Below are 24,770 nucleotides of genomic sequence, written 5' to 3'. Positions count from 1 at the left end.
TTCTTTCCCGTATTACTGTTAAAAGGTGTTCGTTCTTATTTCTAAGAATCGAACTGTTCTTGAATTCATTCTCTTAGAATTTTCAAGGTTTTACACTGTTCAGTTATCAAGGTTCGCTTATTCGTCTTTGTCGTTCCTCACCGAAGCGACTTGACTATCTTATCACATTCATTCTCGCTTGTCAAGAACTTTTTTAACTTTTTTTGAAGAAGTTTTTGAAGTTCCCGGACTCACTTGAGAAGTGAAGCACTGTCTCTCGCGACAGCTTCTATACTTTACCACGCGGTTCGACAGTTGTCAACAACTTTTTTCAATTTTTTTGAATTTATTTTAGAAGCAGATTTAGAAGGTTATTCCGGTACAGCCAGGAGAGGATGGTGCTCTGCTGTGTCATGCGCAGAAGCATGCCTCCTGTCTCGGTAAAGGAAAGCACAGTCACCGCGAAAAAGAATACCCATACAGCCACCAGCCCTTCCGCCACTCCAAAGAGCATACCTGCCGTCTTATTCAGTCCATGGATAATCGGAAGACCAGATACCAGATCCAGGGAGAACGCGATTCCCCGTACCAGTACCCCCACCAGAATCATTACAATCAGAAAAGCCAGAATGCTCTCCACCTTCAGAACTGCCGCCACCATGGGCGTCAGCACCGCAGTCAGTACCAGCGTCAACGCCAGGGACAGGATGCCCACCGACTTGCGGATCAGCCCTTTTCTGTGTCCGTCCCATGCGCATAGTAATAAAAATAACAGGATCACCGGCAGTAACCAGTTCATGTCTTGTTTCTCCTCCGTCTCTTATTGTAGCTTAATCTCTTCAGTCCGATCTGAGAATACCAGCACATAACGCTCCAGTCCTTTGGTCTTATAAATATCTGCGATTTCGCTGTCAAAGCTTCCCGTATACTTCAGCACGCCCCTGTCACTGTAGATCTCGCATTCGTTGGCACCATACAGGATCAGGTACTTTCCAGAAAGCTTCGCCTGTCGATAATCCAGATCTGACGTCTCCGACAGCACCAAATTTCCCTTCATATCATAGAGCCGGAGCTGATACCGACCCGCGTCTCCGCCTTCTCCCTCCAGGATCAGACCCACCCGGTTTTCTCCGAAGAAGATACTCCGGATCTCCTTTTCCACCGTTACTGTGTGCTGCTCCTCCGGGATCTCGGCTCCTTCATAATAAATAATGCCCTCTCCGGAAATGGCCACGCACTGGCTGCTCCCCAGATACTTCACCTTCGGGATAAGCGTGTCGCTGTATACCTTGGACGCCACGATCTTGTCCACGAAGTTACTGCCTACCGAACCAAAGTTATAGAATACCACGCAGCTTCCGGCAGTTCCTTCCTGCACCTGCAGATAAGACACAGCCAGCTTGGTTCCGTCTGAGGACAGGCTGATGGACAGGGGCTGTCCCGTCTCCTCGAGACTGCACCGGGCCTCTGTCAGCTGATTTCCTTCTTTATCATACAGATAGATCCAGGCATAGGTGCTGTCATTCAGAAGCACCGCCGTCACGCCCTGGGCGGAAACGCTCACCTGCTGAATGGGAAGCAGGGTGGTAATCTGAGTCTGCAGACCCTTTCCGTCAAAGACATAGATCTCATTGCCCTGCTGGCTGGCCACCACCACCTCATTCTGGCAGATATCCACGATAGGCGTCTGCATGGTGTAGGTCTGACTCCAGACCGCCTTGTTCTGGGCATCCACGCAGGAGATGCCATCCCGGCTGTACTTCAGAAGTTTTCCGTTATACTCAGCATACTGGGTGTTCACCGTATCGCTGCGCTCCACGGTGACGCACACCTCATAGTCCGTATAGCTTCGGTTCCGCTGATAAAAATAAATCGCCAGGCACACACCCAAAATCACCGCCAGAACCACAAAGAAGCGGGCCCCAAGGCCCGCCCGATGACGGATCAGTTTCTGTTTATATTCCTTCATATCTCCTTCCGGGCCCTTCGGAGGGTGAAGCTGCATGATATTTGCCATTGCCTTATCCTTCTGTATTACGGTTTTTGTACGGTTTTCCGTATTATAGTTTTCTATATGATAGCATAAAACTATTGGGGAAGCAAAAGTTTTTGACCCGCCAGGATCCGATCGCTGTCCCGGATTCCGTTCAGACTGCAGATGGCTTCTATACGGTCGTCCCGGCCGTAGATTTTGCGGCTGATCTCCAGAAGAGTGTCGCCTTTCTGCACCACATAGCTTTCCGGAACCGTACTGTCCGCTTCTGTGCTTGTCTCCTCCCGGGCAGCAGACTCGCCGGAAGCTTCTACGGTCTCTCCTGTCCCGGTCGCCGGTTCTCCCGCTTCCGTTCCCGCATCATTGTCTTTCTCTTCCCCATTTTCTCCCGCAATCTCGTCTGAATTCCCGTCCTCAGCCTGTCCATCTCCTTCTTCCGGCTTTTCCTCCGCGCTTCCACCGTCCGCATAAGCTGCCATCAGGGCGGTATCCGAACTCTCTCCGGCGCTCTGATTTTCCAGGGAACGGGAGATCTCCCCCAGGGTCGTCTCCAACCATTTCATTTTCTCATAGTTATTGATCAGGGTGATACCGATAACCAGTACCACCATGACCAGGAAAGTGCTGGCCGCGTACAGGAAAGTCAGTACCCGTTTCTGGCCGGACAGCTCTTTTTTCTCCTGTACCAGCGCCCGGAAGCTCCGGATGGCGTGATCGTCGAAGTCTTCCTTCTGATCCACGCTCTCGCCTTTTCCCGTCTCAATCATATAGCGCTGCATGCTCCCGTTCCGTTCATAAAAGATGTAATAGCCCCGCTGTCGGGTCAGTCGGCCATTCTCATAGGCATAAAAATCCGCCTCCCCATCCGTGGGCTCGGCCGCCAACAGAACCTTGTCCACTCCGCCGAAGTAATTCACATGGGTCTTTTCCACCTCCGGCCCCAGTTCCACCGGATAGCCGGGCAGGGACAGGAACCAGCCCAGGATATCCATATCCGCGAAGTACTCCTTCATGACGCCGTAGATTTCCGCCCAGGCCTCGTCCGTAAATGGAATCCCCCGGTCTGTGTATTCCAGGCTTTTCACTCCCGCCGCTCCCCGGATCAGGAGACAGGGAATCCCATCCGCCCGCTCCGTCTGTCCCAGAAGCACTGCAATTCTGCTGCTCAGGCTCTCTTCTTCCGCAAAATGCTTCAGATAGGTCACCACATAATCTTCTATATAGATCCTGCGTTTTTCTTCCAGCTCTCCCACCTGTCGCACATTCTTCGGCAGATCTGCCTTTCGCTCCGGTCCGGGCTCTCTGGTATTTTCCCTGTAAACGAATTCAATCATACTCTCACCTCATTTTCCTCTGCCTGCCCATACGCTGGGCATCGGGTCCGCCCCGGGCAGGGCACCCCCTCTTTTTTGCATGGTAACACAGAGGCTCTGCATGATTTAGCGGATTCTGTCGGAGAAAACAGGAATTTTTTCGACAAAAACAGAGCGGATCCCTTCCGGGGTTCCGCCCTGCCTGATACGCTGATTCTGTTTTGATCCTGATTCTGTTTCCAGCCTACGCCAGTGTCACGCTGGTGATATTGCGGAAAGCCTCCAGATCCTCCTGCTCGATGCCGCTGTCTGTGATCAGCTCGTCTACCTCACTCAGCTCCATGACCTGGGCAAAGGAGACTCTGCCCATTTTACTGCTGTCGCACATGAGAATCTTTTCATTGGACGCGTGGATGATATTCTTCATCACCAGCGCCGTATCCAGATCCGGCGTGGTAATTCCCTTGTCCACGGTGATTCCCGTGCAGGTGATAAAGGCCTTGTCAATATTGATCATATCCAGAAACTCGTTATGAAATGGCGAAGTGGTATAATGATACCTATTCCGAAGGGCTCCGCCCAGAATCCAGATATCAAAATCCGTATTCTGCTCCAGCCAGTTCGCAAATGTAATATCATTGATAATCACCATCAGATTCTTTCGCTCGGGAAGTCTCTGCAGCAACTCAAATGCCGTGCTTCCGGTAAAGATCACGATCCGGTCTCCGTTCTCGATGCGTCCCAACGCCGCTTCCGCTATGGCACGCTTCTGCTCCATCATCCGTTCCTTATTCTCCGGAAGATACTCCAGTCCCGTCTTAGTGGAGCCGATGGCTCCCCCGTGGGTACGGGTCAGACGCTTTTCCTTTTCCAGCTGTCTGAGATCGTTCCGGATGGTGGACGCCGACACGCCAAAGTAATCGCACAGCTCCGGCACCACGATTTTATTCTGGGCCTGAAGCAGCTTGATGATCGCTTCCTTCCGTTCCTCCGAAAATAACTGAGTGGGATTCTGTCCTCCTGCCATGTTCACCCCCCCCCCCTTGAAATTTTTTGCAGTTTTTATATTTGTTTTTCGTGCTGTTATCTTTGTCATCATAGCACGATTCCCTGCTTTTTACAAGTTGGTCTTCACGATCTGGTATACATGTTCCACCGTCAGGCCGTATTCCTTCATCAGGAAATCCTGGCTGCCCACCTGACCAAACCGGTTCTCGATGCCTACTTTTCTGAGCCGGATTCCGCTGCCGTCCTCCGCCAGAATATCCGCCGCCGCGCTTCCCAGTCCGTTGGTGACACTGTGGTTCTCCACTGTGACGATAAGCTTCTTGCCCGCCGCCTGCTGCCGGAAGGTCTCCACGTCAAAGGGCGCTACTGTAAACATATCGAGAACCGCTGCCTCGACCCCCTCTTCCGCCAGCTGATCCGCTGCGTCCAGGGCCAACTTCAGGCCCAGTCCGGCTGCCACCAGAAGCACATCCTTTCCTTCCCGGAGCACATTGGCTTTGCCACTTTCAAAGGTAGAACCCTCCGCATAGATATCCGGCATACCCTTTCTGGCCGCCCGGATGTAATGAACGCCTTTTTTATGCTCCAGGCTGTGAATCAGCCACCGGAGCTGCACGCCGTCCGCCGGATCGTAAACCTCCACCGTGGGAATGGCCCGCATGATGGCCATATCCTCAAAGGTGGTATGGGTTCCTCCGTTCTGGGCCACGCAGACACCCGGATCAGAACCGTAGATATTAATGGTATTCCCTGCGTAAGCGCCCTCCAGAAAGATCTGGTCGCAGGCGCGCCTTACAGCAAAGGGCGCAAAGGTATGGATAAAGGGTACGAAGCCCCGCATGGACATACCCGCCGCGATTCCCACCATATTAGCCTCCGCAATTCCCACATTCAGGAACTGATCCGGATGGCTCTTCTGAATCTTTGAGAATCCGGATGCTCCGCCCAGATCCGCCTCCAGGGCCACTACCTTTTTATTCTGATCCATCATTTCCTGCAGGGTTTCCACGAAAACGCCGCGCATTTCCGTGCTTCCTGTCTGTTCTGCCCGTTTCCACATACTACCGCCCTCCTTCTGCCACGTACTGCTCCAGTGCCTGGATGGTTTTGTCCAGTTCTTCCTTGGCTTTCGCGTCGAACTTGGGTGCATGGCTGTCTTCTCTTTCTATATAATAGGGAACTCCCTGGGCTTTCACCGTATCCAGCAGTACGCAGACTGCGGAATCGGTCACCTGTCCGGCCGCCTTCAGGGCCTCGTCGATGGAGCTTTCCTCCCGGCCGTCCGCATCGAAGACCCGGAAACCGAAGCTTTCCATCTTCTTATGAAAATCAAAGGGCGTGATGATATCGGTCAGCTTTCCATCCAGCTGACGCTTGTTATAGTCAATGATCACGATAACCTCATGGAGCTTATGATGGGCCAGGAACTGGAAGGCCTCCCAGCACTGTCCCTCGTTCAGCTCACCGTCTCCCACGATCAGATAGACCTTCTGACCGCTGCGCCCTTCCTTCCGGAGTGCCATTCCGATACCTGCCGCCACGGAGGTTCCCTGTCCCAGAGAGCCTGTAGTAGCATCAACGCCCGGCGTCCGTAGCCTGTCTGGATGAGAGGGAAGGGAGGTCCCCCCTTCGTTCAGGGTATACAGAAGTTCTTTGTCAAAGAAGCCGTGCAGAGCCAGGGCCGCATAAAGGGAGGGCCCGGAATGTCCCTTGGAAAGCACCACATAATCCCGGTCTTCCCAGGCCGGAACCTCCGGTTTGTAGCGGAGAATGTCGTTATAAAGTACCGAAAGCAGTTCCACAATAGACATGGCACCGCCCAGATGGCCGTATCCACGCCATTTCAGCATCTTCAGTGTCTCCAGACGAATCTCCGCGGAACCTTTTTTTAATTGTCTCTCTTTTTCCTTATCCATAGCCGCCTCCTCAGTTCTTTCCTTTCAGTCTCAGCTGTTCAAACGCGTAAAGGGCAGATCCGGCTACGCCGACTCCCGGCTCCTTACTTGCGTGTACAATAGCAAAATCTGTTCCCGGAAAGGGCTTCCGTGTGAATTCATACACATAATCCCAGAACATTTTCTCCGGGAAATCCTTCATATCCATGACGCCGCCGCCCACCACGATCCGATCGGGATCGAAGATATTGATCTCGGTGGCCATGGGAATGGCCATACCCTCCAGGTACTCCTGAATCACCTTGCTGTCGCTGTGGTTTCGGAAGATGTCGGTAAATTCCTCCTCCGGCCAGTGCTCCTGCCAGATATCCCGCAGCACTCTGCCGCTGGCGTAGCACTCCGCGCAGCCTCTGTTTCCGCAGGTGCAGTAGCGATCGCTGAGATAGAAGGGAATATGTCCCACGTCGCAGGCCACGCCGTGCTTTCCATCCAGGAAGCCATTGCCCAGATAGACACTGTTTCCGATGCCGGTTCCGTAGTAGAAGCCGATGGTGATACCGCTTCCCTTCCACTTGTGCATCTCAATCTCGTACCAGAGCAGGTTGCAGGCATCCTTATTGATAAAGGTGGGGATCCCCAATCTCTGCTGCAGGGAATGCACCACATTTCTCCCGTCGAAGCCGCCGGTGGAATTCTGCAGATTCGGACAGTTGTAGACCACCTTTCTGGCCGCGTCGATGGGCGACGGAAAGCCGATGCCGATGGCAGAGAGCTGCCCCTGCATGCCATGCTCCTGTATATACAGCTCAATCTTATCTGCCAGCAGCTCCACCGCTTCTCCATTGTCGCAGATCTCCCGACTGGAGGCCTTGTAGAAGTACTCGACGCTTCCGTCCTCCGACACCAGACCCATGCGGAAATTTGTTCCGCCGATATCAATCCCTATCGCTTTTTTACTCATTCACCCACTCCTCATAGTCTGCAAGCATCTTTTTCCAGGCCACTGCCGTGTCCTTGTCATGGCTGAACAGGCAGGTGGAGCCCATGATAATAATATCCACGCCAGTTTCGCTGACCCGCTTCATGGTGCTGCGGTTGCAGCCGCCGTCGATCTGGGTCTCAAAGGTATAGCCCTTCTCCTCACGGATCCGATGTGCCTCACGAATCTTATCCAGCACCGGCTCGATGAGCTTCTGCTTCGCGAAGCCCGGGGTTACGCCCATGAAGGTCAGCAAATCCACCTGATCCAGATAGTACTTCGTATCCTCCAGGGTCGCTGTGGGTCCCAGGACGATGCCGACCTTTCTGCCCCGCTCCCTGATATAGGAAATGTATTTGAATACATTCTGTCCCAGTTCCTCCTCCGGAAGGGACACAATATCCGCGCCTGCGTCGATGACCGCCTCGATCATGTCCAGGCCCATGTCCTTTACCATAATATGTACATCCAGAGGCAGGTCTGTGATTTGCCGCAGCTGTCCGATGAACTGGGGCGATACGCACATATTTTTCGCGTAATGCCAGTCAATGATATCAATATGATAATAGTACGCGTAGGGATTCAGTCCCTCGATCTGCTCCTGTACGTTCATAAAATCCATGCCCATTAAGGACGGCGCAAATTTCTGTGCCATATTTATTTTCCCCCTCTGTTATTTTCTTGATACTACGTGATCCAGGCTCACTGCCGCGATCAGCAGAAGACCGGTGGCCAGATTCTGATAGAATGTGGGGACACTGCACATGTTCAGTCCGTTGCTGATCAGGCCCAGAATCAAAGCGCCCACAATGACATTGGGAATCTTACCTTTTCCACCGAAAAAGCTGGTGCCGCCGATGATGGCTGATGCGATGGCCTCGGTCTCCGCTCCGATAGAAGTATTCGGCTCCGCCGCTCCCAGACGTGCCGCCATCACGGCGCCGCAGATACCGGCGCACAGACCGGAAATGGTATGTACCGCCAGCAGATGCTGCTTTACGTTAATACCGGAGAACCACGCTGCGTCCCGGTTGCCGCCCATGACATACAGATTTCGGCCAAAGGTCAGCTTCGAGGTGATAAACCAACACAGGACCGCCACCACCAGTGCGATAACTACCGCCATGGGAACGCCGTGATACAGGCCTCCGAAAATCTGGGTGAAGATCTTCGGCATACCAAAAGTAGCCTGGGCATTGGAGATAATCAGGGTCAGAGCCCGGAAAATGGACTGGGTACCCAGGGTGATAATAAACGGATGCACGCCGGTCAGGTTAATCAGCGTACCGTTGATGAAGCCGCATAAAGCTCCGCCCAGGACCGCGCCCAGCAGAACCGCCAGGAAGGGATTCATTCCGAAGTTCACCATCAGCTTCGCTGTCACCATGCCGGTGAAGGCCACAATGGAGCCGATGGAAAGGTCGATACCTCCCAGCAGGATGGCGAAGAACTCACCGCAGGCCAGAAGCATGATGGTCGCACTCTGAGTTACGATCTGAATAAAGTTTCCGGCTGTATGGAAACTGGCAGGCGCAACCACCGCGAATACGCACCACATTACCACAAATATCGCCAGCGTTCCAAATTTCTCCCAATAGTTTTTGAAACTATTTGTTTTCATCTTCATAGACTCTCTCTCCTTTATTACATGGTCGCAGTCTGAAGGATCAGCTCTTCTGTCACTTCTGATTTGTCCAGTATTCCCTTTTTCTGTCCCTGATTCATAACCATAATTCTGTCGCAGATACCAAGCAGCTCCGGCATTTCCGATGAAATCATGATAACGCCCACGCCCTGGCCTGCCAAGGTCCGCATAATGCGGTACATCTCGGTCTTAGTCCCGATATCGATACCCTTGGTGGGCTCGTCGAAAATAATCATCTTCGCGTTTGCGGCCATCCATTTTCCCACGATGACCTTCTGCTGATTTCCGCCTGACAGTTCCGTAATCAGCTGAGAGAGGGACGCGCATTTCACCTGCATTTCCGCCCGTTCTTTTTCTGCCAGCTGTTCTTCCTGTTTGCCCTGTATTGTTCCATAGAAACCACCCCATTTTGAACGCAGGAGCCGGCTCACCAGAACCAGATTCTCCTTGATTCCGAAGTTCGGGAAGATACCTGTCTCCCGTCGGTTCTCCGTAATCATCGCAATTCCGTTTTTGATGGAAGTATAGGGTGTTCCTATCTTGATTTCTTTTCCATCCAGATAAATCTTTCCGCTTTCATAGGATTCCCCCGCGAAGATGACGTTCATCAGCTCGGTTCTTCCGGCTCCTACCAGTCCGGCCACACCCAGCACCTCGCCCCGGTACAGTTCAAAGGAAACCCCTTTTGTCTTTCCGTCTTTCCTCCGGATATCCTCTGCCTTGAACAGGATATTCTCCGGCTCATAGACCACATCTTTTTCTCCAAAGAAGGTTCTCTGGAGCTGTCTGCCGACCATCATGGAGATGATCTCGTCTTCGGAGTGAATCTCTGACATATCCTTGGTGGCCACCGTTGTTCCATCCTTCAGGATGGTGACCCGGTCGCCGATCTCCCGCAGTTCCTTCATCTTATGGGAGATATATACGATCCCGATGCCGGATTCCCGCAGTTCCCGGATGATTTTCAGAAGATTCTGAGTCTCCTCGTCCGTCAGGGAGGAGGTGGGCTCATCCATGACCAGAAGCTTTGAATCCTCCACCAGGGCCTTCGCGATCTCTACCATCTGCTTTTCCGAGATGGACAGATCCTCCACCAGGGTGGTGACCGGTTTTTTCAGTCCCACGCGTCTGGCTGCTTCTTCCGCTTTTTTCATATAGGCCGCCCGATCCACCACAGGAATCAGATTCAGCCATTTCTTCACCGGAAGCTTTCCTACGAACATGTTCTCCGCTATAGAGAGCTCGTTTACCACGCTCAGCTCCTGGTAAATGATGCTGATTCCCAATTCCTTGGATTTCTTCGGCGTCAGTTCGGAGAATTCCTCTCCGTTTACCACGATCGTTCCCTGAGTGGGCGTATAGATTCCACTTAATATTTTCATCAGCGTGGACTTTCCGGCTCCGTTCTCACCCAGAAGCAGGTGTACCTCTCCTGCCTTCACATCAAAAGAGACGCTGTCCAGGGCAACGACTCCCGGAAATTCCTTCCTGATGTTTTTCATTTCCACCAATGTTCCCATTCTTCCACCTCGATTGCCCGCTTGATTAAGAGCGGGGCTGCCGCAAACCGGCAGCCCCGAAAATGTTTTCTCTGTTTCGTTCTGTTATTTACTGTGCATTCAGCAGTTCGTCGATGTTCTCCTGTGTGTATACAGTAGCAGGAATCAGTGTATCTTCCGGCTGATTGTCTACAGAACCGTAGTTTCCGCTCTCCAGAGCCGCAACTGCCTGCTCTACGCAGGAAAGTGCGATGCCGGCCGGATCCTGAACAACTGCAATGAGCTGTCCGTCCTTAATACCCTTCTGAACCTCGGTATCAGCGTCGGTGGATACCAGATAGATGTCCTCGCGTCCGGTGTTGATCATGGCCTGCAGAACGCCTTTTGCCATGGTGTCATTTGCGGTGAAGATAGCATTCAGCTTATCGCCGTACTTGTTAATCATGTTGGTCGCCACATCCAGAGCAGTCTGTCTGTCCCAGTCACCCGGCTGGATATCCAGTACTTCGTAGCCGTCTGCCGCTTCCAGAGCGTCCTTACAGCCGTCACGGCGAAGCTCGCCGGAAGTCGCGCCTGCGATACCTTCAATGATACAAACGCCAGCGCCGTCCGGATACTTCTTCATGATCTCGTCTGCGCCCATCTTTCCTACTGCCACGTTGTCAGAGGTAGCATATCCCACCACATAGCCGCCTGCTTCGTTCAGCGCGTTCATGTCAAACTTCTCGTCGATATCTACCACCGGGATATTCGCCTCGTTTGCCTTTACCACTCCTGAAATCAGGTTGGTCGGGGTAATCGGAGCTACACAGAGCGCGTCGTACTTACCGCTTGTGATCATATTCTCCATCAGATTCAGCTGTCCGCTCAGATCGTCCTCAGACTCAGCGCCGAAGATTTCAATGGTGACATTGTCCAACTCTGCCACTCTCTTCTCCAGACCTTCTGCCATGGACTGCCAGTAGGGACTGGAAAGTGTCTTCATCAGGACGCCGATGGTGTAGGTGTCCCCTGTGGTCTCTGCCGCTGCCGCGTCATCTGTGGTTTCTGTGGTCTCAGCCTGTGCCGGTGTGTCGGTTGTGGTCTCCCCCTTTGAGCCACATGCAACCAGTCCCAATGACATAACGCCCACCAATAACATTGCTACTAACCTCTTCATACTCTTCCTCCTTATAAAAATTGTTTATATAGTGAAGCCGGTACCTTCTTCCGGTTCTCACTTTTCATGTTTTGTTCCTGCTTTCGTTGCTTTTTGTTATTATTTATTATCGTTTGTAATTCAAATGATAACCACTGTTGTACTATTTGTCAATATGTATTTGTTATTTATTTTCGTTTTGTTAATATTGCACATATTTTTCGCGATTGACACCCCACGTCCTCCGTGATATGATTGTTGTATGTGATTGTTTGTTATCGTTTTTTAATATTTTCATTTCACACTTATCAAACACTATTTAAAGGAGGTTCTTATTATGGAACGTACAAACCTTACCAGAGAACAGCTTGCCTCTTATATTGATCATACGCTCTTAAAGCCGGACGCATCACTTCCGCAGATTAAAAAAATCTGCGAGGAGGCAAAAACTTATCATTTTGCCTCCGTATGCGTAAATTCCTACTGGATTCCCACCGTAGCCGCAGAGCTGGCCGGAACGGATATCGCCCCCTGCAGCGTCATCGGCTTCCCGCTGGGCGCAGGTCTTTCTTCTTCTAAAGCAGCCGAGGCAAAGGACGCCATTGCCGCAGGCGCGAAAGAAATCGATATGGTCATCAATGTGGGCGCTATTAAAAGTGGCGACTGGGATGGGGTAAAAAAAGACATTGAAGCTGTGAACGCCGTAAAGGGCGGTGCGAAGCTGAAAGTGATTATCGAGACCTGTCTGCTGACAGATGAAGAAAAGGTAAAGGCCTGCCAGGCTTCCATGGAAGCGGGCGCTGATTTCGTAAAGACCTCCACCGGCTTTTCCACCGGCGGAGCCACCGCCCATGATGTGGCGCTCATGCGTCAGACTGTAGGCGACGGCCTGGGCGTCAAGGCTTCCGGCGGCATCCGTACCCTGGAGGACGCTCTTACCATGATCGAAGCAGGCGCTTCCAGACTGGGCGCAAGCGCAGGCGTAAAAATCATAGAAGCTCTCTAAAAGGAGGTATCCTATGGCAGATATATGGAACTGGGCCCGGGGCTTTCACCTTTCCATGGGAAACCCCCAGGAACACCCTGAAGTCTGGACCCGCAGATATCTTTCCCAGTTTCCGGACTTTTTCTCCGACCGGGAGGCGGCCCGAACGATACTGGAGACGGAGGATCCCCTGATCTATGAGGTACAGGATATGCTTCCTCCCTCCCATCCCGGAGATCTGGCTTTTGGCATCACCCGGCTCTATCCAGGGAAGATCGGGAAAGAATACTATATGACAAAGGGGCATTTCCATGTGATCCCGGATACGGCGGAGATCTATTACTGCCTCAGCGGAGAAGGCTATCTGCTGACTGAGACGAAGGGCGGAGAGGTCTCTCTCCTTCCCATGAAGCCCTCGGAGGCCGCTTATTCCGCCAGGGGTTACGCCCACCGCTGTATCAATACCGGCACAGAGCCCCTCATTGTATTCTACGCTTACCGGGCCGACGCCGGACACGACTATGCCACCATTCAGGATCGGGGCTTCCACACCCTGATTCTGGAGGAGGACGGAAGGCCGTCCATACAGACGAATCCTTCCTATTCCACCTTGAAATAAAGCCAAAAGAGAAGGACGAGCGCTTTCGCGCCCGTCCTTCTCTTTATGTAAGCTTTTTATTTCATCCACTCTTTGATCTGCTCGTATACACCGTTTCCATCGATACGGTACTTCTCAAGCAGCTTTACTGCCGGGCCGGACTCGCCGTAGGTATCGTAGATACCAATCTTCTTGGTCAGAGTCGGAAGCTTCTCGCTCAGTGCGTCGCATACTGCGCTGCCCAGGCCGCCGATGACAGAATGCTCCTCGACGGTTACCACCTTTCCGGTCTTCTTTGCGGAGTTCAGGATGATCTCCTCGTCCAGCGGCTTGATGGTGTGAATATTGATCACCTCTGCAGATACGCCCTCTGCCGCCAGCTTCTCAGCTGCTTCCAGAGCGCTGTTTACGCAAAGTCCGGTAGCTACGATGGTCAGGTCGGTACCCTCTCTTAAGAGAACGCCCTTGCCGATCTCGAACTTGTAGGTAGCCTCGTCGTTGATTACCGGCACTGCCAGTCTTCCGAAACGAAGATATACCGGTCCCACATACTCAGCCGCTGCCTTTACTGCAGCTCTTGCCTCCACGTCGTCGGAGGGGCTGATGATAACCATGCCCGGGATAGTACGCATCAGAGCGATATCCTCGTTACACTGATGGGTAGCTCCATCCTCACCTACGGAGATTCCTGCGTGGGTAGCGCCGATCTTTACGTTCAGATGGGGATATCCCACTGCGTTACGGATCTGCTCAAAGGCACGTCCTGCAGCAAACATAGCGAAGGTGCTGCAGAAGGGGATCTTTCCGGTGGTAGCGATGCCAGCTGCGATACCTACCATGTTTCCCTCTGCAATACCGCAGTCAAAGAAACGATCCGGATATGCTTTCTTAAATACGCTTGTCTTGGTTGCTCCTGCAAGGTCCGCATCCAGTACGATTACGTTCGGGTTCTCTGCGCCAAGCTCTTTTAAAGCATTGCCGTAGCTTTCTCTCGTTGCGATCTTCTTTACTTCTGACATAATGCTTCACCTGCCTTCTCTAAATCTGCCATTGCGATAGCGTACTGCTCGTCGTTCGGTGCGGAGCCGTGCCATGCAACGTTATTCTCCATGAAGGATACGCCCTTACCCTTTACAGTCTTCATGATAATGGCTGTGGGCTGTCCCTTTACAGTCTTTGCTTCCGCAAACGCTGCTCTCAGCTGGTCGAAATCATGACCGTCTACGTTGATTACATGGAAGTTAAATGCTTTGAACTTCTCGTCGATGGGGTACGGAGAGTTTACCTCTACGATGGTTCCGTCGATCTGAAGGTTGTTATTGTCCACAATCACGCACAGGTTGTCCAGCTTCTTCGCGCTGGCGAACATGGAAGCCTCCCATACCTGGCCCTCCTGGATCTCACCGTCTCCAAGAAGTGTATATACACGATAGCTGTCTCCAAATACCTTAGCGGAAAGCGCCATACCTACTGCTGCGGAGATGCCCTGTCCCAGAGATCCGCTGGACATGTCGATGCCCGGTGTGTGCTGCATACAGGGATGTCCCTGAAGATGTGATCCAATCTGACGCAGACTGGTCAGATCCTCCTTCGGGAAATATCCGCGCTCTGCCAGGGTAGCGTACAGACCCGGTGCCGTATGTCCCTTGGACAGTACGAAACGGTCTCTGTCTGCCTTCTTCGGATCCTTCGGATCGATGTTCATCTCTTCAAAATACAGATAGGTAAATACATCTGCTGCTGACAGAGATCCGCCCGGATGACCGGACTTTGCGCTGTGAACGGCTGTGACGATGCCCTTGCGGACTTCATTAGCCGTCTTCTGGAGTTCTAAATTCGTCATTTTTGTCCCACCTTTTATTATATTGTTTTGTTTTTTGCTTCTTCTTGTAGTATAGCGACTGTTTCCCCTCAGGTCAAGCTTTTCCTTACAGTTCTACGCGTCCCTCCAGGGCCCGCAGAAGTGTCACTTCATCGATATATTCCAGATCTCCGCCCACCGGCACGCCGCTGGCGATCCGGCTGACTTTGATTCCTGTGGGTTTGATGAGCTTGCTGATATACATGGCTGTGGTCTCGCCCTCCAGGCTGGAGTTCGTGGCGATGATGACCTCCTCCACATCCCCCTGAAGCCGGGTCATCAGCTCCTTCAGCCGGATATCGGAGGGTCCGATGCCCAGCATGGGGGAAATGGCTCCATGGAGCACATGGTAGACGCCGTCGTACTTGCCGGTCTTCTCGTAGGCTGCCAGATCCCGGGTGTTCTCCACCACCATGATCACCTTATGATCCCTCTTGGGGTTGGCGCAAATGGGGCACAGCTCCTGATCCGTCATGGTAAAGCATTCTTTACAGTAACGGACATTTTTCTTGGCGCTGATGATGGAATCCGACAGGGCCTGCACCTTCTCCACGGGCATATTTACGATATGGAAAGCCAGCCGCTGGGCCGTCTTTCCGCCGATGCCCGGCAGAGATGAGAGCTGCTCGATCAGCTTACTGATTTGACTGCTGTAATAATCCATTAGAACGGAAAGCCTCCGCCCATACCGCCGGTCAGTCCGGACATCATGGAAGCGGAATCCTCTTCCTGCTGCCGCAGTACCTGATTAACCGCGATCATAATCATATCCTCCAGGGTCTCCACATCCTCGGGATCTACCGCGTCCGGATCGATGGTCACCTTTGTGATCTCCTTCTTACCGGACATGGTTACCTCTACGGCTCCGCCTCCGGCTGCCGCTGTATACTCCTTCTCCTCCAGAGCCTTCTGGTTCTCTTCCATCTGACGCTGCATCTTCTGTGCCTGCTTCATCAGATTGTTCATATTCATATTGCCGGGCATGCCCATGCCTCCCGGAAATCCGCCTCTCTTTGCCATTTCAAAAATCCTCCTTACTCCTCTTCATATTCTATGTCTGTATGAATGACCTGTTCGATATCGATAGCTCCCACATCCCCGTGGGGGTCATTCTCCATGCAGGCCACCTGAATCTCCATATCCTTTCCCGTCTCCTGCAGGATCACCTGCCGTATCTCCGCAAGATGCTTTCCCTCGTTCAGGAAAGCTTCCCCGGTGGGCGTGGCCGCTATGATACCAAGCCGCCCGTCCCCCAGGGCCTTTAACCGGGCGTCCTTTAAGTACACCCGCAAAAGGGGATGGAGCCGGTTCAGCAGGTTGTGCCAGTTCTTCACCACATTCTGCACGTCCTCAGGCAGGGATTTGGGCGTCGGGGCCTGGGGCTCCTGCTTCTGTGGCTCTGCCTGGGTCGCCGGGGCTTCGCCGCCGTTCTGCCATCCCCCATAGGAAATAGCTCCCGAGGCCAGTTCTCCCAGTTTCTGCTCAAACTCTTCCTCCAGTACCCGGATCCGGTCCAGAATCACGTCCGCCCGGTTTTCCATGGCCGGACGGCAAAGCTTGATGAAAGCCACCTCCACCAGCACCCGTTTCTGGGAAGCATAGCGGATCTGGCCGCCCAGCTCGGAAAAGATCCGGATATAGCGCATCAGAGTATCCGTCTCGATCTGCAACGCCTCTTCCTTCAGACGCCTCAGATTCTCCGAGGATACATCCAGCACCTCTTCCACGTCTTCCATGTTCTCGGAGCTCTTTAAGAGCAGCAGATTCCTGAGATACCAGGTGAAGTCCGTCACGAACTGTCCCAGCTCCCGGCCCTGTACCACCAGTTCCTCGATCTCTCCCATGACGCCGGTCAGGTTCCGCTCCAGGGTCAGCCGCAGCAGCCTGCTGTAGACCTCCGTATCCACGGCTCCCAGTACGTCCAGCACATGATCGTAGGTCAGCTCCTGGTTCAGGTAAAAGGCGATGCACTGATCCAGAAGGCTTAAGGCATCTCGCATGGAGCCGTCCGCCGCCTTGGCGATATAGCGCAGGGCCTTTTCCTCAGTCTGCACGCCCTCTTTTTCCGTCAGCTCCTGCAGTCTGGCGGTGATGGTGTCCGCCGTGATCCGGCGGAAATCGTACCTCTGGCAACGTGACAGGATGGTCACCGGAATCTTGTGGGCCTCGGTGGTAGCCAGGATAAAGATCACGTAAGAGGGCGGTTCCTCCAGGGTCTTTAAAAGCGCGTTGAAGGCTCCGATGGAAAGCATATGCACCTCGTCGATGATATAAACCTTGTACTTGCCTTCCGTGGGAGAATACTCCACCTCTTCCCGTATCTGACGGATATTGTCCACGCCATTATTGGAAGCGGCATCGATCTCTATCACATTCATGGAAGTGCCTGCCGCGATAGAGCGGCAGGCCGCGCAGGTTCCGCAGGGATTCCCGTCCACCGGATGCTCACAGTTCACCGCCCGGGCGAAGATCTTGGCAATGGTGGTCTTTCCGGTACCCCTTGTTCCGCAGAACAGATAGGCATGTCCGATCCGTTCTGCCATGATTTGATTTTTCAGTGTGGTCACAATGTGATCCTGTCCCTTGACATCCCCAAACTCCGTGGGCCGGAACTTCCGGTAGAGGGCCATATACGACATTGGTTTCTTCCCCTTTAATTACTTAGTCGCCGAAGCTGATGCCGATCATCTTCGCCTCGGATATGATCGAGGAGTTCGGATCCACAAACTTCAGCTTGCCTGCGGACTCTTCCAGCGGAATCCGCTTGCATTCGCCATTCACGATGCCGATCATGTAGCCGTAGGCGTCGTCCACAATGGCCTGGGCTGCCGCTGCGCCCAGTCTGGTGGAAAGTACCCGGTCATAGGGACAGGGACTGCCGCCCCGCTGGGTGTGGCCCGGGACAGTGACCCGTACCTCGGTGCCCAGACGCTGGGTGAGCTGATCCGCGATCTCGTAGGATACGGCCGGATACTTGTAATTTTCCATGAACTTCTTCAGCTCTTTTTTGCTCATCTCCGCCCTCTCCTTGGGGATCGCGCCCTCGGCTACGGCCAAGATGGTAAAGCCCTTTTTCTGCTTATTGCGGGCCTCGATGGCCTTACAGATACTGTCGATATTGTACGGGATCTCCGGAATCAGGATGATATCCGCGCCTCCGGCGATACCTGCGTGCAGGGTCAGCTGGCCTACCTTATGTCCCATGACCTCCACGATGAATACACGGCCGTGGGAAGCCGCTGTGGTGTGGATGCAGTCGATACACTGGGTAGCGATATCCACCGCGCTCTGGAAGCCAAAGGTCATGTCCGTGCCGTAGATGTCATTGTCAATGGTCTTCGGCATGTGCAGGATATTCAGGCCCTCCTCCCGCAGAAGGTTCGCGGTCTTCTGGGTTCCGTTGCCTCCCAGGATCACCAGGCAGTCCAGACGCAGCTTGTGATAGGTGTGCTTCATGGCCTCCACCTTATCCAGGCCGTTCTCGTCCGGTACCCGCATCATTTTAAAGGGCTGGCGGGAGCTTCCCAGAATGGTTCCTCCCTTGGTCAGGATTCCCGAAAAATCTCTCGGGGTCAGCATCCGGTAATTGCCGTAAATCAGGCCCTTATAGCCTTCTTCAAAGCCGTAAAGCTCTACCTCGTCCAGTGCGTTGCATACACCCTTTACGATTCCACGCATGGTCGCGTTCAGTGCCTGGCAATCTCCACCGCTGGTCAGCATTCCAATTCTTTTCATATTGCACGCCTCCATGATTATATTTTCTATTCCAGTTCACCACGGCAACTGCCTGGCGATAGTTATCTTTAGTGTAGCATAAGTTCGGAATTCTCACAAGGAGGAAGTGACCTGTGCTATGGTTTTAAAAGTGCCTGCCGCACACCCAGGGTTCCGCCATGTTTCAGGACATATGCTTCATATTCCTGCGCCTCTTCTTTCCAGCCAGACTGGTTCAGGAAATCTGCCAGCATTCCGGCAAACAGCACTTTTTCATAAGGAAATCTTGGGTTGGCGGCCTTCAGCCGTTCCATGGCCTCTGAAAAACGTCCCTCCAGCCAGTCCAGCCGGGCCAGGCAGGTTACGCTTTGCTGCAGACGCTTTCCGCCCTGCGCGGACAGCTGCTTAAATTGCCCCACGTCTCCGGCCTGGTAGGCAAGAATGGAGCCGGCATTGGCGGAAAGGAACTTGTATACATTGGAATTTCGGGGCGATTTCCAGTCATTTTCCAGATAATGTACTGCCGTATCCGGCTGTCCGCAGGCCATAAGCGCTTCCACATAAAAACGTTCAAACAGACAGAGCTGTAGCCGGAAGACCCGTTCCGCTTTCCGGCGGCTCCTGTAGAATTCATAGGGAACATACCGGATTCCCTCGTCAGCCAGACGGAGCAGCTTCTCGCTGTCGCAGTCCTGATAAAGAATCGCCCGGAAAGCATTGACATTCCGGTAGCTTTGGACTCCCTCTGCTATGAATGTAAGCAAAGCGGAAAGGGCAATGATCAGATACATGATCCAGGTTTTATCAAAAAACCAGCCATTTACCCGGTAAGTAAAGAAAAGTACTGTCTCCCGATGAGGAAACGGTGCGCCCAGAAAGAGACTCACCAGAACCATCAGCGCGGCAATCAGACCGAGATAAAGGAGAATGGCTTGTTTTTTCAGCCGTTTCAGGTTTTTATAATAAGCAGTTAATTCTGTCATCCTGTTCACCTCCGGATTCATTATACAGCATTTCCGGAAAGAAAACATGTTTCTTATGACTTTTAAAGGACGCTATCTGGGAACATATCTCAGACAGGTAATCGTTCCGTCCGGATTCAGCGTATAGGTCTCCACCCAGGCATCGTCCATGGCGGCCGTATGTTTTTCCATGATGACACTCATTCCGGCGCCGTCCGGGAAATATTCTTTCATAATTGCAGCAGCCGTATCCGCATCAGCCAATGTTTCTCCGGATTCCTCAAAGATAAATTCCTCTGCGGTAACGGTTTTTCTGGAGTCTTCCACCGGTTTGGCTTTTTCATTTATATTTTCCGTTGTAAGGCTGTTGAGCCACCGGTCGCCCTCCGATAATATCCAAAGATATCCTCCGTTCGGTTCCGAATCATTGATGTCGGCAATAATTCCGGAAGCTTTTACAGAATCTGCTTTTGCAGTGTTTACCGGCAAGTCAAACAGGGCATTTACCCCTTGATAGGTCTCGCTCCTGAGTATTTCACCGGTATCCGTATCATAGATGTATGCCTGATTATTATACATATCGCCATCGGACACTCCCACATAGATGCCGTAGTCCGCAAAGTATTCCACATTGTCAGTCTCCACCAGCCGGTACTGGATCCCGTCTGAGACAAAGCAGGTGACACCGCCGCTTAAGGTATAGGCATTATATTTTTCCGGATTGAGGCCATGAATATAGGGGGATACAAAAAATTGTGTGCGCTCGAAGTTGTCGCTCTGCACATCCGGCATGGGCTTTCCGTCTGCGTAGGCGATAGCTACCGCAATATAGGTCCTGTCTCCATCCACCTTGCCCTGATCATCCTTGGATAAATGTTCGGAGATTTCGTTGCCGGAGACCACACCCAGAAGTGTGATATCATAATCACTGCAGTGCTGTGTTTCATATTCTGAAAGCCAATTGCTCTGCTCAAAATGCGAAGCCAGCTGCTCGTCCGCATTGGCCATTGCCACGTCCCTGGCAGAGAGATAGTGCCAGGCAGCAAAGACAGTAACAGATGAGGCTATGAGAAGTGCTGCCACAGCCACTGCTGCCGGAAGGTGCCTCCGATTTTTTATCGTTCTTCTCGGAACAGTTTTATGAGTTACAGATGAACTTCTTATCTTTCTCTTCATTTTCAAATCATCCTCCTTAATTTCAGGAATAAGGGCCTGCTTTAAAAGCTGCTCCAGTCTCTCATCGTTCATAACCGAGTGCCTCCAATCTGGCTTTTAATAAATTTTTCGCCTTTCTGAGCCTTGTTTTTACCGTCCCCTCCGGAATGTGCAGAATTTCCGCTATTTCGGAGATCCGCATATCGGCAGAATAAAACAGGTAAACGGGCAGCTTATATTTCTCAGGCAAAGCGGCAACAACACCTCGTACCGTCTCCAGTTCATTTTGCTGCAAAAGCTCCTGCTCCGGGGAAATGACACTGGCCTGAGCCGGACACTGCCAGCCGGTATCTTCCAGCGCCTCCACACTTTCCATAGGAAGTATGCGGTTTCTGGCGGCGTATTTTCTTCTGCTGTTTTTCCAGAGAAACAAGGCTGTGGATAAGGCATAACTTTTCGTGTGCGGACCAAGCAGTAATGTCTGCTTTTTTTCAGTCAGCTTCAGCATGGTATCCTGATACAGATCGTCTCCTGCCTCGCTTCCGCCGGCAGTCATCCGGCAAAAGCGCAGAATATCACAGCCATATGTAAGGATAAACTGCTCGATTTCATGATCATTCATAAATGGTTATCCTTTTACCTTTCTTCTTTAAGTCGACTTATAAGAATTTTATCTTACACTTATAGAATGTAGTGAAGCACCAAAATGGTTTTCTTTTATATAAATCAGATCCTCTGTACCATAACACAGGCAGGCGATTTTGAAATCCCGCTCTTGAAATGCATCGGAAAATATATTATACTGTTAGTCGCTGGTTCTCAGCAATGGAGGAGTACCCAAGTGGCTGAAGGGTCTGGCTTCGAACACCAGTAGGTCGGTAGCACCGGCGCGAGGGTTCAAATCCCTCCTCCTCCGTTTCTTTATAGCAAAAAGCAAGACAGGACGTATCCTGAATTTCCATGATACAGTCCTGTCTTGCTTTTTATTTTTTACTGTTTTTCCGTAATCCCGTCTATGTGAAAACCGCCGCCGCTTTTCTTATTTTAATCTATCCAGCAGCTCCTGCACCGTCTGGTTATACACCGGATGCCGCACCCAGGGCGCAATCTGGGCCAACGGAATCAGCACGAAATCCCGCTTGTGCATCTCGATATGGGGAATATGAAGCTCCTCATCGTCAAGAATCAGATCATCGTACAATAAAATATCCAGATCCAGCGTCCGGGGACCCCAGTGGATCACGCGGACCCGGTTGGCCTCCTGCTCCAGCTCATGGAGTCGATCGAGCAGCTCATGGGGCGGCAGAATGGTTCGGATCTTCATGACGCTGTTCAGAAATTCGTCCTGCTCCGTGTAGCCGTAGGGCTCGGTGGCCAGGTAGTCAGCCACAGCTTCTACGATGCAGCCCTTGGTAAGCTGCATGCCCAGGACGCCCATATCCAGATAAGCTTTTTTGTCGCCCATATTAGAACCCATGGCGATGTAGGCGGTATGCCAGCCCCGCTCAATGGAGACAGACACAGTCTCCAGGGGCAGTCCCACCGGAGCCCAGGGCTTTTTGATCTCCAGCTCCACCTTTTCCAGATGGGGAATCTGCAGAAGCATAGCTTCTGCCAGCTGCTCCACCACCGTTTCCAGCAATTTCCAGGTGTGCTCCTGAACAAATTTTGTAATGAACTGGCTGACCTCGCCGTAATGAATGGAGGCAGTCAAATCGTCCGTCTTCCCCGCCTTCCGGGTGGAGGTGTAAAGGGTTGCGGAAATGACAAATTTCTGGCCCAGCTTATTTTCCTCCGGGAATACGCCGTGGTTAGCAAATATTTCCAGATTTTTGATCTGTATTTTATCCATTTAGTTCTCTCCTGCTTTCAGAATCGCCTCGGTCATCCGGATCGTGCGCTGATTTTCTTTGATGTCGTGAACCCGGACAAAGGCGTACTTTTTCATCACAGCCATCACGGTCGTCACAAGGGTTCCCTCTACTCTCTGATCCGCCGGCAGATCCAGGGTCAGACCGATCACAGATTTACGCGATGTACCAAGCAGCATGGGATATCCCAATTCATGGAATCGCTCCATATGTAAAATGGTCTCCAGATTCTGCTCATAATTTTTTCCAAATCCTACGCCCGGGTCAAGGATAATCTTATCGTCAGCGATACCCGCCTCCTTCGCCAGCTTTACGCACTCCTCGGTCTCTTTCAGCATATCCGGGTAGAAATCCTGATACTCGGTGTTATTCTTATTGTGCATCAGACAGCAGGCTACGCCGGTGCGGGCGATGAGGTCGGCCATCTCCGGGTCGTATTTGAGACCCCAGATATCATTGACCAGATCGGCTCCCGCTTCGATGGCTGCCGCCGCCACCTTCGCCTTGTAGGAGTCGATGGATACGGGTACGTCAAAACGGGCTTTCACTGCCTCGATGACCGGGGCTACCCTCTCGATTTCCTCCTCCTCGGTAATCTGCTGGTGGCCGGGCCGGGTAGACTCGCCGCCGATATCCAGAATGGCGGTGCCCTCGCGGATCATCTCCTCCGCATGGGCCAGAGCCGCGTCCATGTGGTTCCATTTGCCGCCGTCAGAAAAGGAATCCGGGGTCACATTCAGGATTCCCATGATATAGGTTTTATTTTTTACGTCAAATTCTTTGGTTCCGATTCTCATACCTTTTCCCCTTTTACCTTATACTTTAATTTCCAGATTTTTCTTCTCCTCCGGCCAGTTGCAGTCTGCCTGGGCCGGACACAGAAAACAGTTTCGCGACAGCTTATCCGCCCGGTAGAACAATCCCGGAAGATCGGCCGCGTCGCTTTTGGTCCGGTGGCTTCCGATGAGGTTCAATACTTCGGCACTCTCGTCCTCTGAAAAACCGCAGTCCTGCAAAATGGGCCCGGCCAGCATCACGCTTGCCTCATCGTGGGGCGTCCCATTTTCATACTGAAGATATCTGCCCATATCGTGCAGGAGCCCTGCCGCGTAGATGACTTCCCGATCGGCGGCCACCCCATTTTCCAGGGCAAGCAGGTAAGTCAGGCGTGCCACATCCAGAAAATGCTCCGGCGTATGGCGGCAGAATTCCCGCTCTGCCTCGTAGGTTGTCAGCTTTCTCAAAGCCTCCTGATAGACCGGGTGGATCCAGATCCGGTTTACACGCTCCATGCCGCTCATTACTGGCGCACCATGCTCAGAAAGCGGTTCTGCAGCTCGAAATTGTTCTCAAAGCAGCCGGTAGTCACCATGGTGACGGTCTTGCTGCCCGGTTTTTTAATGCCGCGCATGGTCATACACATGTGCTCGGCCTCCAGCATAACGATAACGCCCTGAGGAGCCAGGCTTTCCTCCAGCGCGTCCGCGATCTGGGACGTGAGCTTTTCCTGAATCTGAGGTCTTCTGGCAAATACATCTACGGTACGGGCCAGCTTGCTTAAGCCTACTACCTTACCGTTCGGTATATACCCGATATGCGCTTTTCCGTAAAAGGGGAGTAAATGATGTTCGCACACGGAATAGAAGGTGATATCCTTCTCTACTACGATGTCGTTCCGCTCGACTGTGAATTGTTTTTTCAGATGCACCGACGCATCCTCATACAGACCGCCGTAGATCTCAGCGCACATACGCGCAATCCGATCCGGCGTCTCCAATAAGCCTTCTCTTGTTACGTCCTCGCCGATTCCCTCCAGCATAAGCTGGACTCCGGCCTTGATTTTCTCATAATCCATCATAAAAACAGCACCTCCAGACTGTGACAGAACATATGACGAAAATATCCCTTCACAATATGAGACGCTGTTTATGAATCTTATATTGCTGCAACGGGTGCGGTCTCCATACCGTAAGACGAACTTTTCGTTTCGGCGGCAACTCCCCATCCGCTGAACACTTGACGCATGAAAACCTATTTTGCATATTATTCTATTGTTGTGATTTGTTACCAAGGGAAATTATAACATATCCCTTCCGCGCTGTATATAAATTTCTACATTGTATACAGGAATTTACCCAATTTTTACCCGACTACATCCCCGACAAATTACCGCCA

General features: G+C 52.2%; 26 protein-coding genes, 1 tRNA gene and 1 riboswitch. Of the genes, 3 read left to right on the top strand and 24 right to left on the bottom strand.

Annotation, left to right across the window (positions count from 1 at the left end; all coding sequences use genetic code 11):
* Positions 1 to 325: 325 nt before the first annotated feature.
* The 11 genes from H8S44_RS14150 to H8S44_RS14100 form a co-directional block, all read right to left on the bottom strand.
* On the bottom strand, positions 326 to 778 hold the full coding sequence (locus H8S44_RS14150) for a CvpA family protein (protein ID WP_186872631.1): 453 nt from the start codon (positions 776 to 778) through the stop codon (positions 326 to 328).
* 21 nt (positions 779 to 799) lie between these two features.
* Complete coding sequence (locus H8S44_RS14145; RefSeq protein ID WP_186872630.1) at positions 800 to 1,996, bottom strand: DUF5711 family protein; 1,197 nt, start codon at positions 1,994 to 1,996, stop codon at positions 800 to 802.
* A gap of 71 nt (positions 1,997 to 2,067) precedes the next feature.
* Positions 2,068 to 3,306, bottom strand: coding sequence for a LysM peptidoglycan-binding domain-containing protein (locus tag H8S44_RS14140; RefSeq protein WP_186872629.1), 1,239 nt, complete (start codon positions 3,304 to 3,306; stop codon positions 2,068 to 2,070).
* A gap of 223 nt (positions 3,307 to 3,529) precedes the next feature.
* Positions 3,530 to 4,312 (bottom strand): DeoR/GlpR family DNA-binding transcription regulator, encoded by a 783-nt coding sequence (locus H8S44_RS14135; RefSeq protein ID WP_186872628.1) that lies wholly within the window; start codon positions 4,310 to 4,312, stop codon positions 3,530 to 3,532.
* A 90-nt stretch (positions 4,313 to 4,402) separates the two neighbouring features.
* Positions 4,403 to 5,353 (bottom strand): transketolase family protein, encoded by a 951-nt coding sequence (locus H8S44_RS14130; protein WP_186872627.1) that lies wholly within the window; start codon positions 5,351 to 5,353, stop codon positions 4,403 to 4,405.
* 1 nt (position 5,354) lies between these two features.
* Positions 5,355 to 6,209, bottom strand: a complete 855-nt coding sequence (locus H8S44_RS14125) for a transketolase (RefSeq protein WP_186872626.1) — start codon at positions 6,207 to 6,209, stop codon at positions 5,355 to 5,357.
* Positions 6,210 to 6,219: 10 nt separating this feature from the next.
* Positions 6,220 to 7,149 (bottom strand): allose kinase, encoded by a 930-nt coding sequence (gene alsK, locus H8S44_RS14120; protein WP_186872625.1) that lies wholly within the window; start codon positions 7,147 to 7,149, stop codon positions 6,220 to 6,222.
* The gene (locus H8S44_RS14115) at positions 7,142 to 7,822 is read right to left on the bottom strand and encodes a beta/alpha barrel domain-containing protein (protein WP_186872624.1); all 681 of its coding nucleotides are present in this window, start codon (positions 7,820 to 7,822) and stop codon (positions 7,142 to 7,144) included. Before H8S44_RS14115 ends, alsK begins: the two co-directional genes overlap by 8 nt.
* 18 nt (positions 7,823 to 7,840) lie before the next feature.
* Complete coding sequence (alsC, locus tag H8S44_RS14110; RefSeq protein WP_243167614.1) at positions 7,841 to 8,794, bottom strand: D-allose ABC transporter permease; 954 nt, start codon at positions 8,792 to 8,794, stop codon at positions 7,841 to 7,843.
* A 17-nt stretch (positions 8,795 to 8,811) separates the two neighbouring features.
* Positions 8,812 to 10,332 (bottom strand): sugar ABC transporter ATP-binding protein, encoded by a 1,521-nt coding sequence (locus tag H8S44_RS14105; RefSeq protein ID WP_186872623.1) that lies wholly within the window; start codon positions 10,330 to 10,332, stop codon positions 8,812 to 8,814.
* An 88-nt stretch (positions 10,333 to 10,420) separates the two neighbouring features.
* Positions 10,421 to 11,470 (bottom strand): substrate-binding domain-containing protein, encoded by a 1,050-nt coding sequence (locus tag H8S44_RS14100; protein ID WP_243167613.1) that lies wholly within the window; start codon positions 11,468 to 11,470, stop codon positions 10,421 to 10,423.
* 316 nt (positions 11,471 to 11,786) lie between these two features.
* On the opposite strand from H8S44_RS14100, the gene deoC reads away from it, so the two are divergent.
* On the top strand, positions 11,787 to 12,455 hold the full coding sequence (deoC, locus tag H8S44_RS14095; RefSeq protein WP_186872622.1) for a deoxyribose-phosphate aldolase: 669 nt from the start codon (positions 11,787 to 11,789) through the stop codon (positions 12,453 to 12,455).
* A 13-nt stretch (positions 12,456 to 12,468) separates the two neighbouring features.
* Positions 12,469 to 13,053, top strand: coding sequence for a glucose-6-phosphate isomerase family protein (locus H8S44_RS14090; protein ID WP_186872621.1), 585 nt, complete (start codon positions 12,469 to 12,471; stop codon positions 13,051 to 13,053).
* Between the two features lie 56 nt (positions 13,054 to 13,109).
* On the opposite strand, the gene H8S44_RS14085 is transcribed toward H8S44_RS14090, so the two are convergent.
* The 9 genes from H8S44_RS14085 to H8S44_RS14045 form a co-directional block, all read right to left on the bottom strand.
* The gene (locus H8S44_RS14085) at positions 13,110 to 14,051 is read right to left on the bottom strand and encodes a transketolase family protein (RefSeq protein WP_186872620.1); all 942 of its coding nucleotides are present in this window, start codon (positions 14,049 to 14,051) and stop codon (positions 13,110 to 13,112) included.
* A complete protein-coding gene (locus H8S44_RS14080; protein WP_186872619.1) occupies positions 14,039 to 14,875 on the bottom strand; it encodes a transketolase in 837 nt (278 codons plus the stop codon). Before H8S44_RS14080 ends, H8S44_RS14085 begins: the two co-directional genes overlap by 13 nt.
* 85 nt (positions 14,876 to 14,960) lie before the next feature.
* Positions 14,961 to 15,557, bottom strand: coding sequence for a recombination mediator RecR (gene recR, locus H8S44_RS14075; protein ID WP_186872618.1), 597 nt, complete (start codon positions 15,555 to 15,557; stop codon positions 14,961 to 14,963).
* Entirely contained in the window at positions 15,557 to 15,913 is a 357-nt protein-coding gene (locus H8S44_RS14070) for a YbaB/EbfC family nucleoid-associated protein (protein ID WP_186872617.1), read from the bottom strand. Before H8S44_RS14070 ends, recR begins: the two co-directional genes overlap by 1 nt.
* Positions 15,914 to 15,927: 14 nt before the next feature.
* Positions 15,928 to 17,532: a DNA polymerase III subunit gamma/tau gene (gene dnaX, locus H8S44_RS14065; RefSeq protein ID WP_186872616.1), complete on the bottom strand. Its 1,605-nt coding sequence runs from the start codon at positions 17,530 to 17,532 to the stop codon at positions 15,928 to 15,930.
* Positions 17,533 to 17,554: 22 nt separating this feature from the next.
* Positions 17,555 to 18,628 (bottom strand): 6-phosphofructokinase, encoded by a 1,074-nt coding sequence (locus H8S44_RS14060; protein WP_186872615.1) that lies wholly within the window; start codon positions 18,626 to 18,628, stop codon positions 17,555 to 17,557.
* 116 nt (positions 18,629 to 18,744) lie between these two features.
* On the bottom strand, positions 18,745 to 19,590 hold the full coding sequence (locus tag H8S44_RS14055) for a hypothetical protein (protein WP_186872614.1): 846 nt from the start codon (positions 19,588 to 19,590) through the stop codon (positions 18,745 to 18,747).
* Between the two features lie 72 nt (positions 19,591 to 19,662).
* A complete protein-coding gene (locus H8S44_RS14050; protein WP_186872613.1) occupies positions 19,663 to 20,817 on the bottom strand; it encodes a hypothetical protein in 1,155 nt (384 codons plus the stop codon).
* Positions 20,807 to 21,346, bottom strand: coding sequence for an RNA polymerase sigma factor (locus H8S44_RS14045; protein WP_178040161.1), 540 nt, complete (start codon positions 21,344 to 21,346; stop codon positions 20,807 to 20,809). The genes H8S44_RS14050 and H8S44_RS14045 overlap by 11 nt, the downstream gene beginning before the upstream one ends.
* A gap of 205 nt (positions 21,347 to 21,551) precedes the next feature.
* On the opposite strand from H8S44_RS14045, the gene H8S44_RS14040 reads away from it, so the two are divergent.
* Positions 21,552 to 21,640 (top strand) — tRNA-Ser (locus H8S44_RS14040).
* 123 nt (positions 21,641 to 21,763) lie between these two features.
* Here the strand turns inward: H8S44_RS14040 and folK are convergent.
* Genes folK through folE form a run of 4 tightly spaced genes read right to left on the bottom strand, consistent with a single transcriptional unit; the run spans position 21,764 to position 24,453 of the window.
* Positions 21,764 to 22,576 carry a 2-amino-4-hydroxy-6-hydroxymethyldihydropteridine diphosphokinase gene (gene folK, locus H8S44_RS14035; protein WP_186872612.1) on the bottom strand — a complete coding sequence of 271 codons (813 nt, stop codon included), beginning with the start codon at positions 22,574 to 22,576 and terminating at the stop codon, positions 21,764 to 21,766.
* The gene (gene folP, locus H8S44_RS14030; protein WP_186872611.1) at positions 22,577 to 23,392 is read right to left on the bottom strand and encodes a dihydropteroate synthase; all 816 of its coding nucleotides are present in this window, start codon (positions 23,390 to 23,392) and stop codon (positions 22,577 to 22,579) included.
* 18 nt (positions 23,393 to 23,410) lie between these two features.
* Entirely contained in the window at positions 23,411 to 23,896 is a 486-nt protein-coding gene (locus H8S44_RS14025) for an HD domain-containing protein (RefSeq protein WP_330593500.1), read from the bottom strand.
* Positions 23,896 to 24,453: a GTP cyclohydrolase I FolE gene (gene folE, locus H8S44_RS14020; protein WP_158363939.1), complete on the bottom strand. Its 558-nt coding sequence runs from the start codon at positions 24,451 to 24,453 to the stop codon at positions 23,896 to 23,898. The genes H8S44_RS14025 and folE overlap by 1 nt, the downstream gene beginning before the upstream one ends.
* An 86-nt stretch (positions 24,454 to 24,539) precedes the next feature.
* Positions 24,540 to 24,636: riboswitch (THF riboswitch) on the bottom strand.
* Positions 24,637 to 24,770: the final 134 nt, after the last annotated feature.

The sequence above is a fragment of the Anaerosacchariphilus hominis genome (genome assembly GCF_014290175.1).
Lineage (GTDB): Bacteria > Bacillota > Clostridia > Lachnospirales > Lachnospiraceae > Laedolimicola > Laedolimicola hominis.
This window is presented reverse-complemented; position numbering and strand designations above follow the sequence as displayed.

Bases quoted from the DNA above. Each gene is read 5' to 3' on its own strand.
- H8S44_RS14150 (WP_186872631.1), bottom strand. From the start codon at position 778: ATGAACTGGTTACTGCCGGTGATCCTGTTATTTTTATTACTATGCGCA.
- H8S44_RS14145 (WP_186872630.1), bottom strand. From the start codon at position 1,996: ATGGCAAATATCATGCAGCTTCACCCTCCGAAGGGCCCGGAAGGAGAT.
- H8S44_RS14140 (WP_186872629.1), bottom strand. From the start codon at position 3,306: ATGATTGAATTCGTTTACAGGGAAAATACCAGAGAGCCCGGACCGGAG.
- H8S44_RS14135 (WP_186872628.1), bottom strand. From the start codon at position 4,312: ATGGCAGGAGGACAGAATCCCACTCAGTTATTTTCGGAGGAACGGAAG.
- H8S44_RS14130 (WP_186872627.1), bottom strand. From the start codon at position 5,353: ATGTGGAAACGGGCAGAACAGACAGGAAGCACGGAAATGCGCGGCGTT.
- H8S44_RS14125 (WP_186872626.1), bottom strand. From the start codon at position 6,209: ATGGATAAGGAAAAAGAGAGACAATTAAAAAAAGGTTCCGCGGAGATT.
- alsK (WP_186872625.1), bottom strand. From the start codon at position 7,149: ATGAGTAAAAAAGCGATAGGGATTGATATCGGCGGAACAAATTTCCGC.
- H8S44_RS14115 (WP_186872624.1), bottom strand. From the start codon at position 7,822: ATGGCACAGAAATTTGCGCCGTCCTTAATGGGCATGGATTTTATGAAC.
- alsC (WP_243167614.1), bottom strand. From the start codon at position 8,794: ATGAAGATGAAAACAAATAGTTTCAAAAACTATTGGGAGAAATTTGGA.
- H8S44_RS14105 (WP_186872623.1), bottom strand. From the start codon at position 10,332: ATGGGAACATTGGTGGAAATGAAAAACATCAGGAAGGAATTTCCGGGA.
- H8S44_RS14100 (WP_243167613.1), bottom strand. From the start codon at position 11,470: ATGAAGAGGTTAGTAGCAATGTTATTGGTGGGCGTTATGTCATTGGGA.
- deoC (WP_186872622.1), top strand. From the start codon at position 11,787: ATGGAACGTACAAACCTTACCAGAGAACAGCTTGCCTCTTATATTGAT.
- H8S44_RS14090 (WP_186872621.1), top strand. From the start codon at position 12,469: ATGGCAGATATATGGAACTGGGCCCGGGGCTTTCACCTTTCCATGGGA.
- H8S44_RS14085 (WP_186872620.1), bottom strand. From the start codon at position 14,051: ATGTCAGAAGTAAAGAAGATCGCAACGAGAGAAAGCTACGGCAATGCT.
- H8S44_RS14080 (WP_186872619.1), bottom strand. From the start codon at position 14,875: ATGACGAATTTAGAACTCCAGAAGACGGCTAATGAAGTCCGCAAGGGC.
- recR (WP_186872618.1), bottom strand. From the start codon at position 15,557: ATGGATTATTACAGCAGTCAAATCAGTAAGCTGATCGAGCAGCTCTCA.
- H8S44_RS14070 (WP_186872617.1), bottom strand. From the start codon at position 15,913: ATGGCAAAGAGAGGCGGATTTCCGGGAGGCATGGGCATGCCCGGCAAT.
- dnaX (WP_186872616.1), bottom strand. From the start codon at position 17,532: ATGTCGTATATGGCCCTCTACCGGAAGTTCCGGCCCACGGAGTTTGGG.
- H8S44_RS14060 (WP_186872615.1), bottom strand. From the start codon at position 18,628: ATGAAAAGAATTGGAATGCTGACCAGCGGTGGAGATTGCCAGGCACTG.
- H8S44_RS14055 (WP_186872614.1), bottom strand. From the start codon at position 19,590: ATGACAGAATTAACTGCTTATTATAAAAACCTGAAACGGCTGAAAAAA.
- H8S44_RS14050 (WP_186872613.1), bottom strand. From the start codon at position 20,817: ATGAACGATGAGAGACTGGAGCAGCTTTTAAAGCAGGCCCTTATTCCT.
- H8S44_RS14045 (WP_178040161.1), bottom strand. From the start codon at position 21,346: ATGAATGATCATGAAATCGAGCAGTTTATCCTTACATATGGCTGTGAT.
- folK (WP_186872612.1), bottom strand. From the start codon at position 22,576: ATGGATAAAATACAGATCAAAAATCTGGAAATATTTGCTAACCACGGC.
- folP (WP_186872611.1), bottom strand. From the start codon at position 23,392: ATGAGAATCGGAACCAAAGAATTTGACGTAAAAAATAAAACCTATATC.
- H8S44_RS14025 (WP_330593500.1), bottom strand. From the start codon at position 23,896: ATGAGCGGCATGGAGCGTGTAAACCGGATCTGGATCCACCCGGTCTAT.
- folE (WP_158363939.1), bottom strand. From the start codon at position 24,453: ATGATGGATTATGAGAAAATCAAGGCCGGAGTCCAGCTTATGCTGGAG.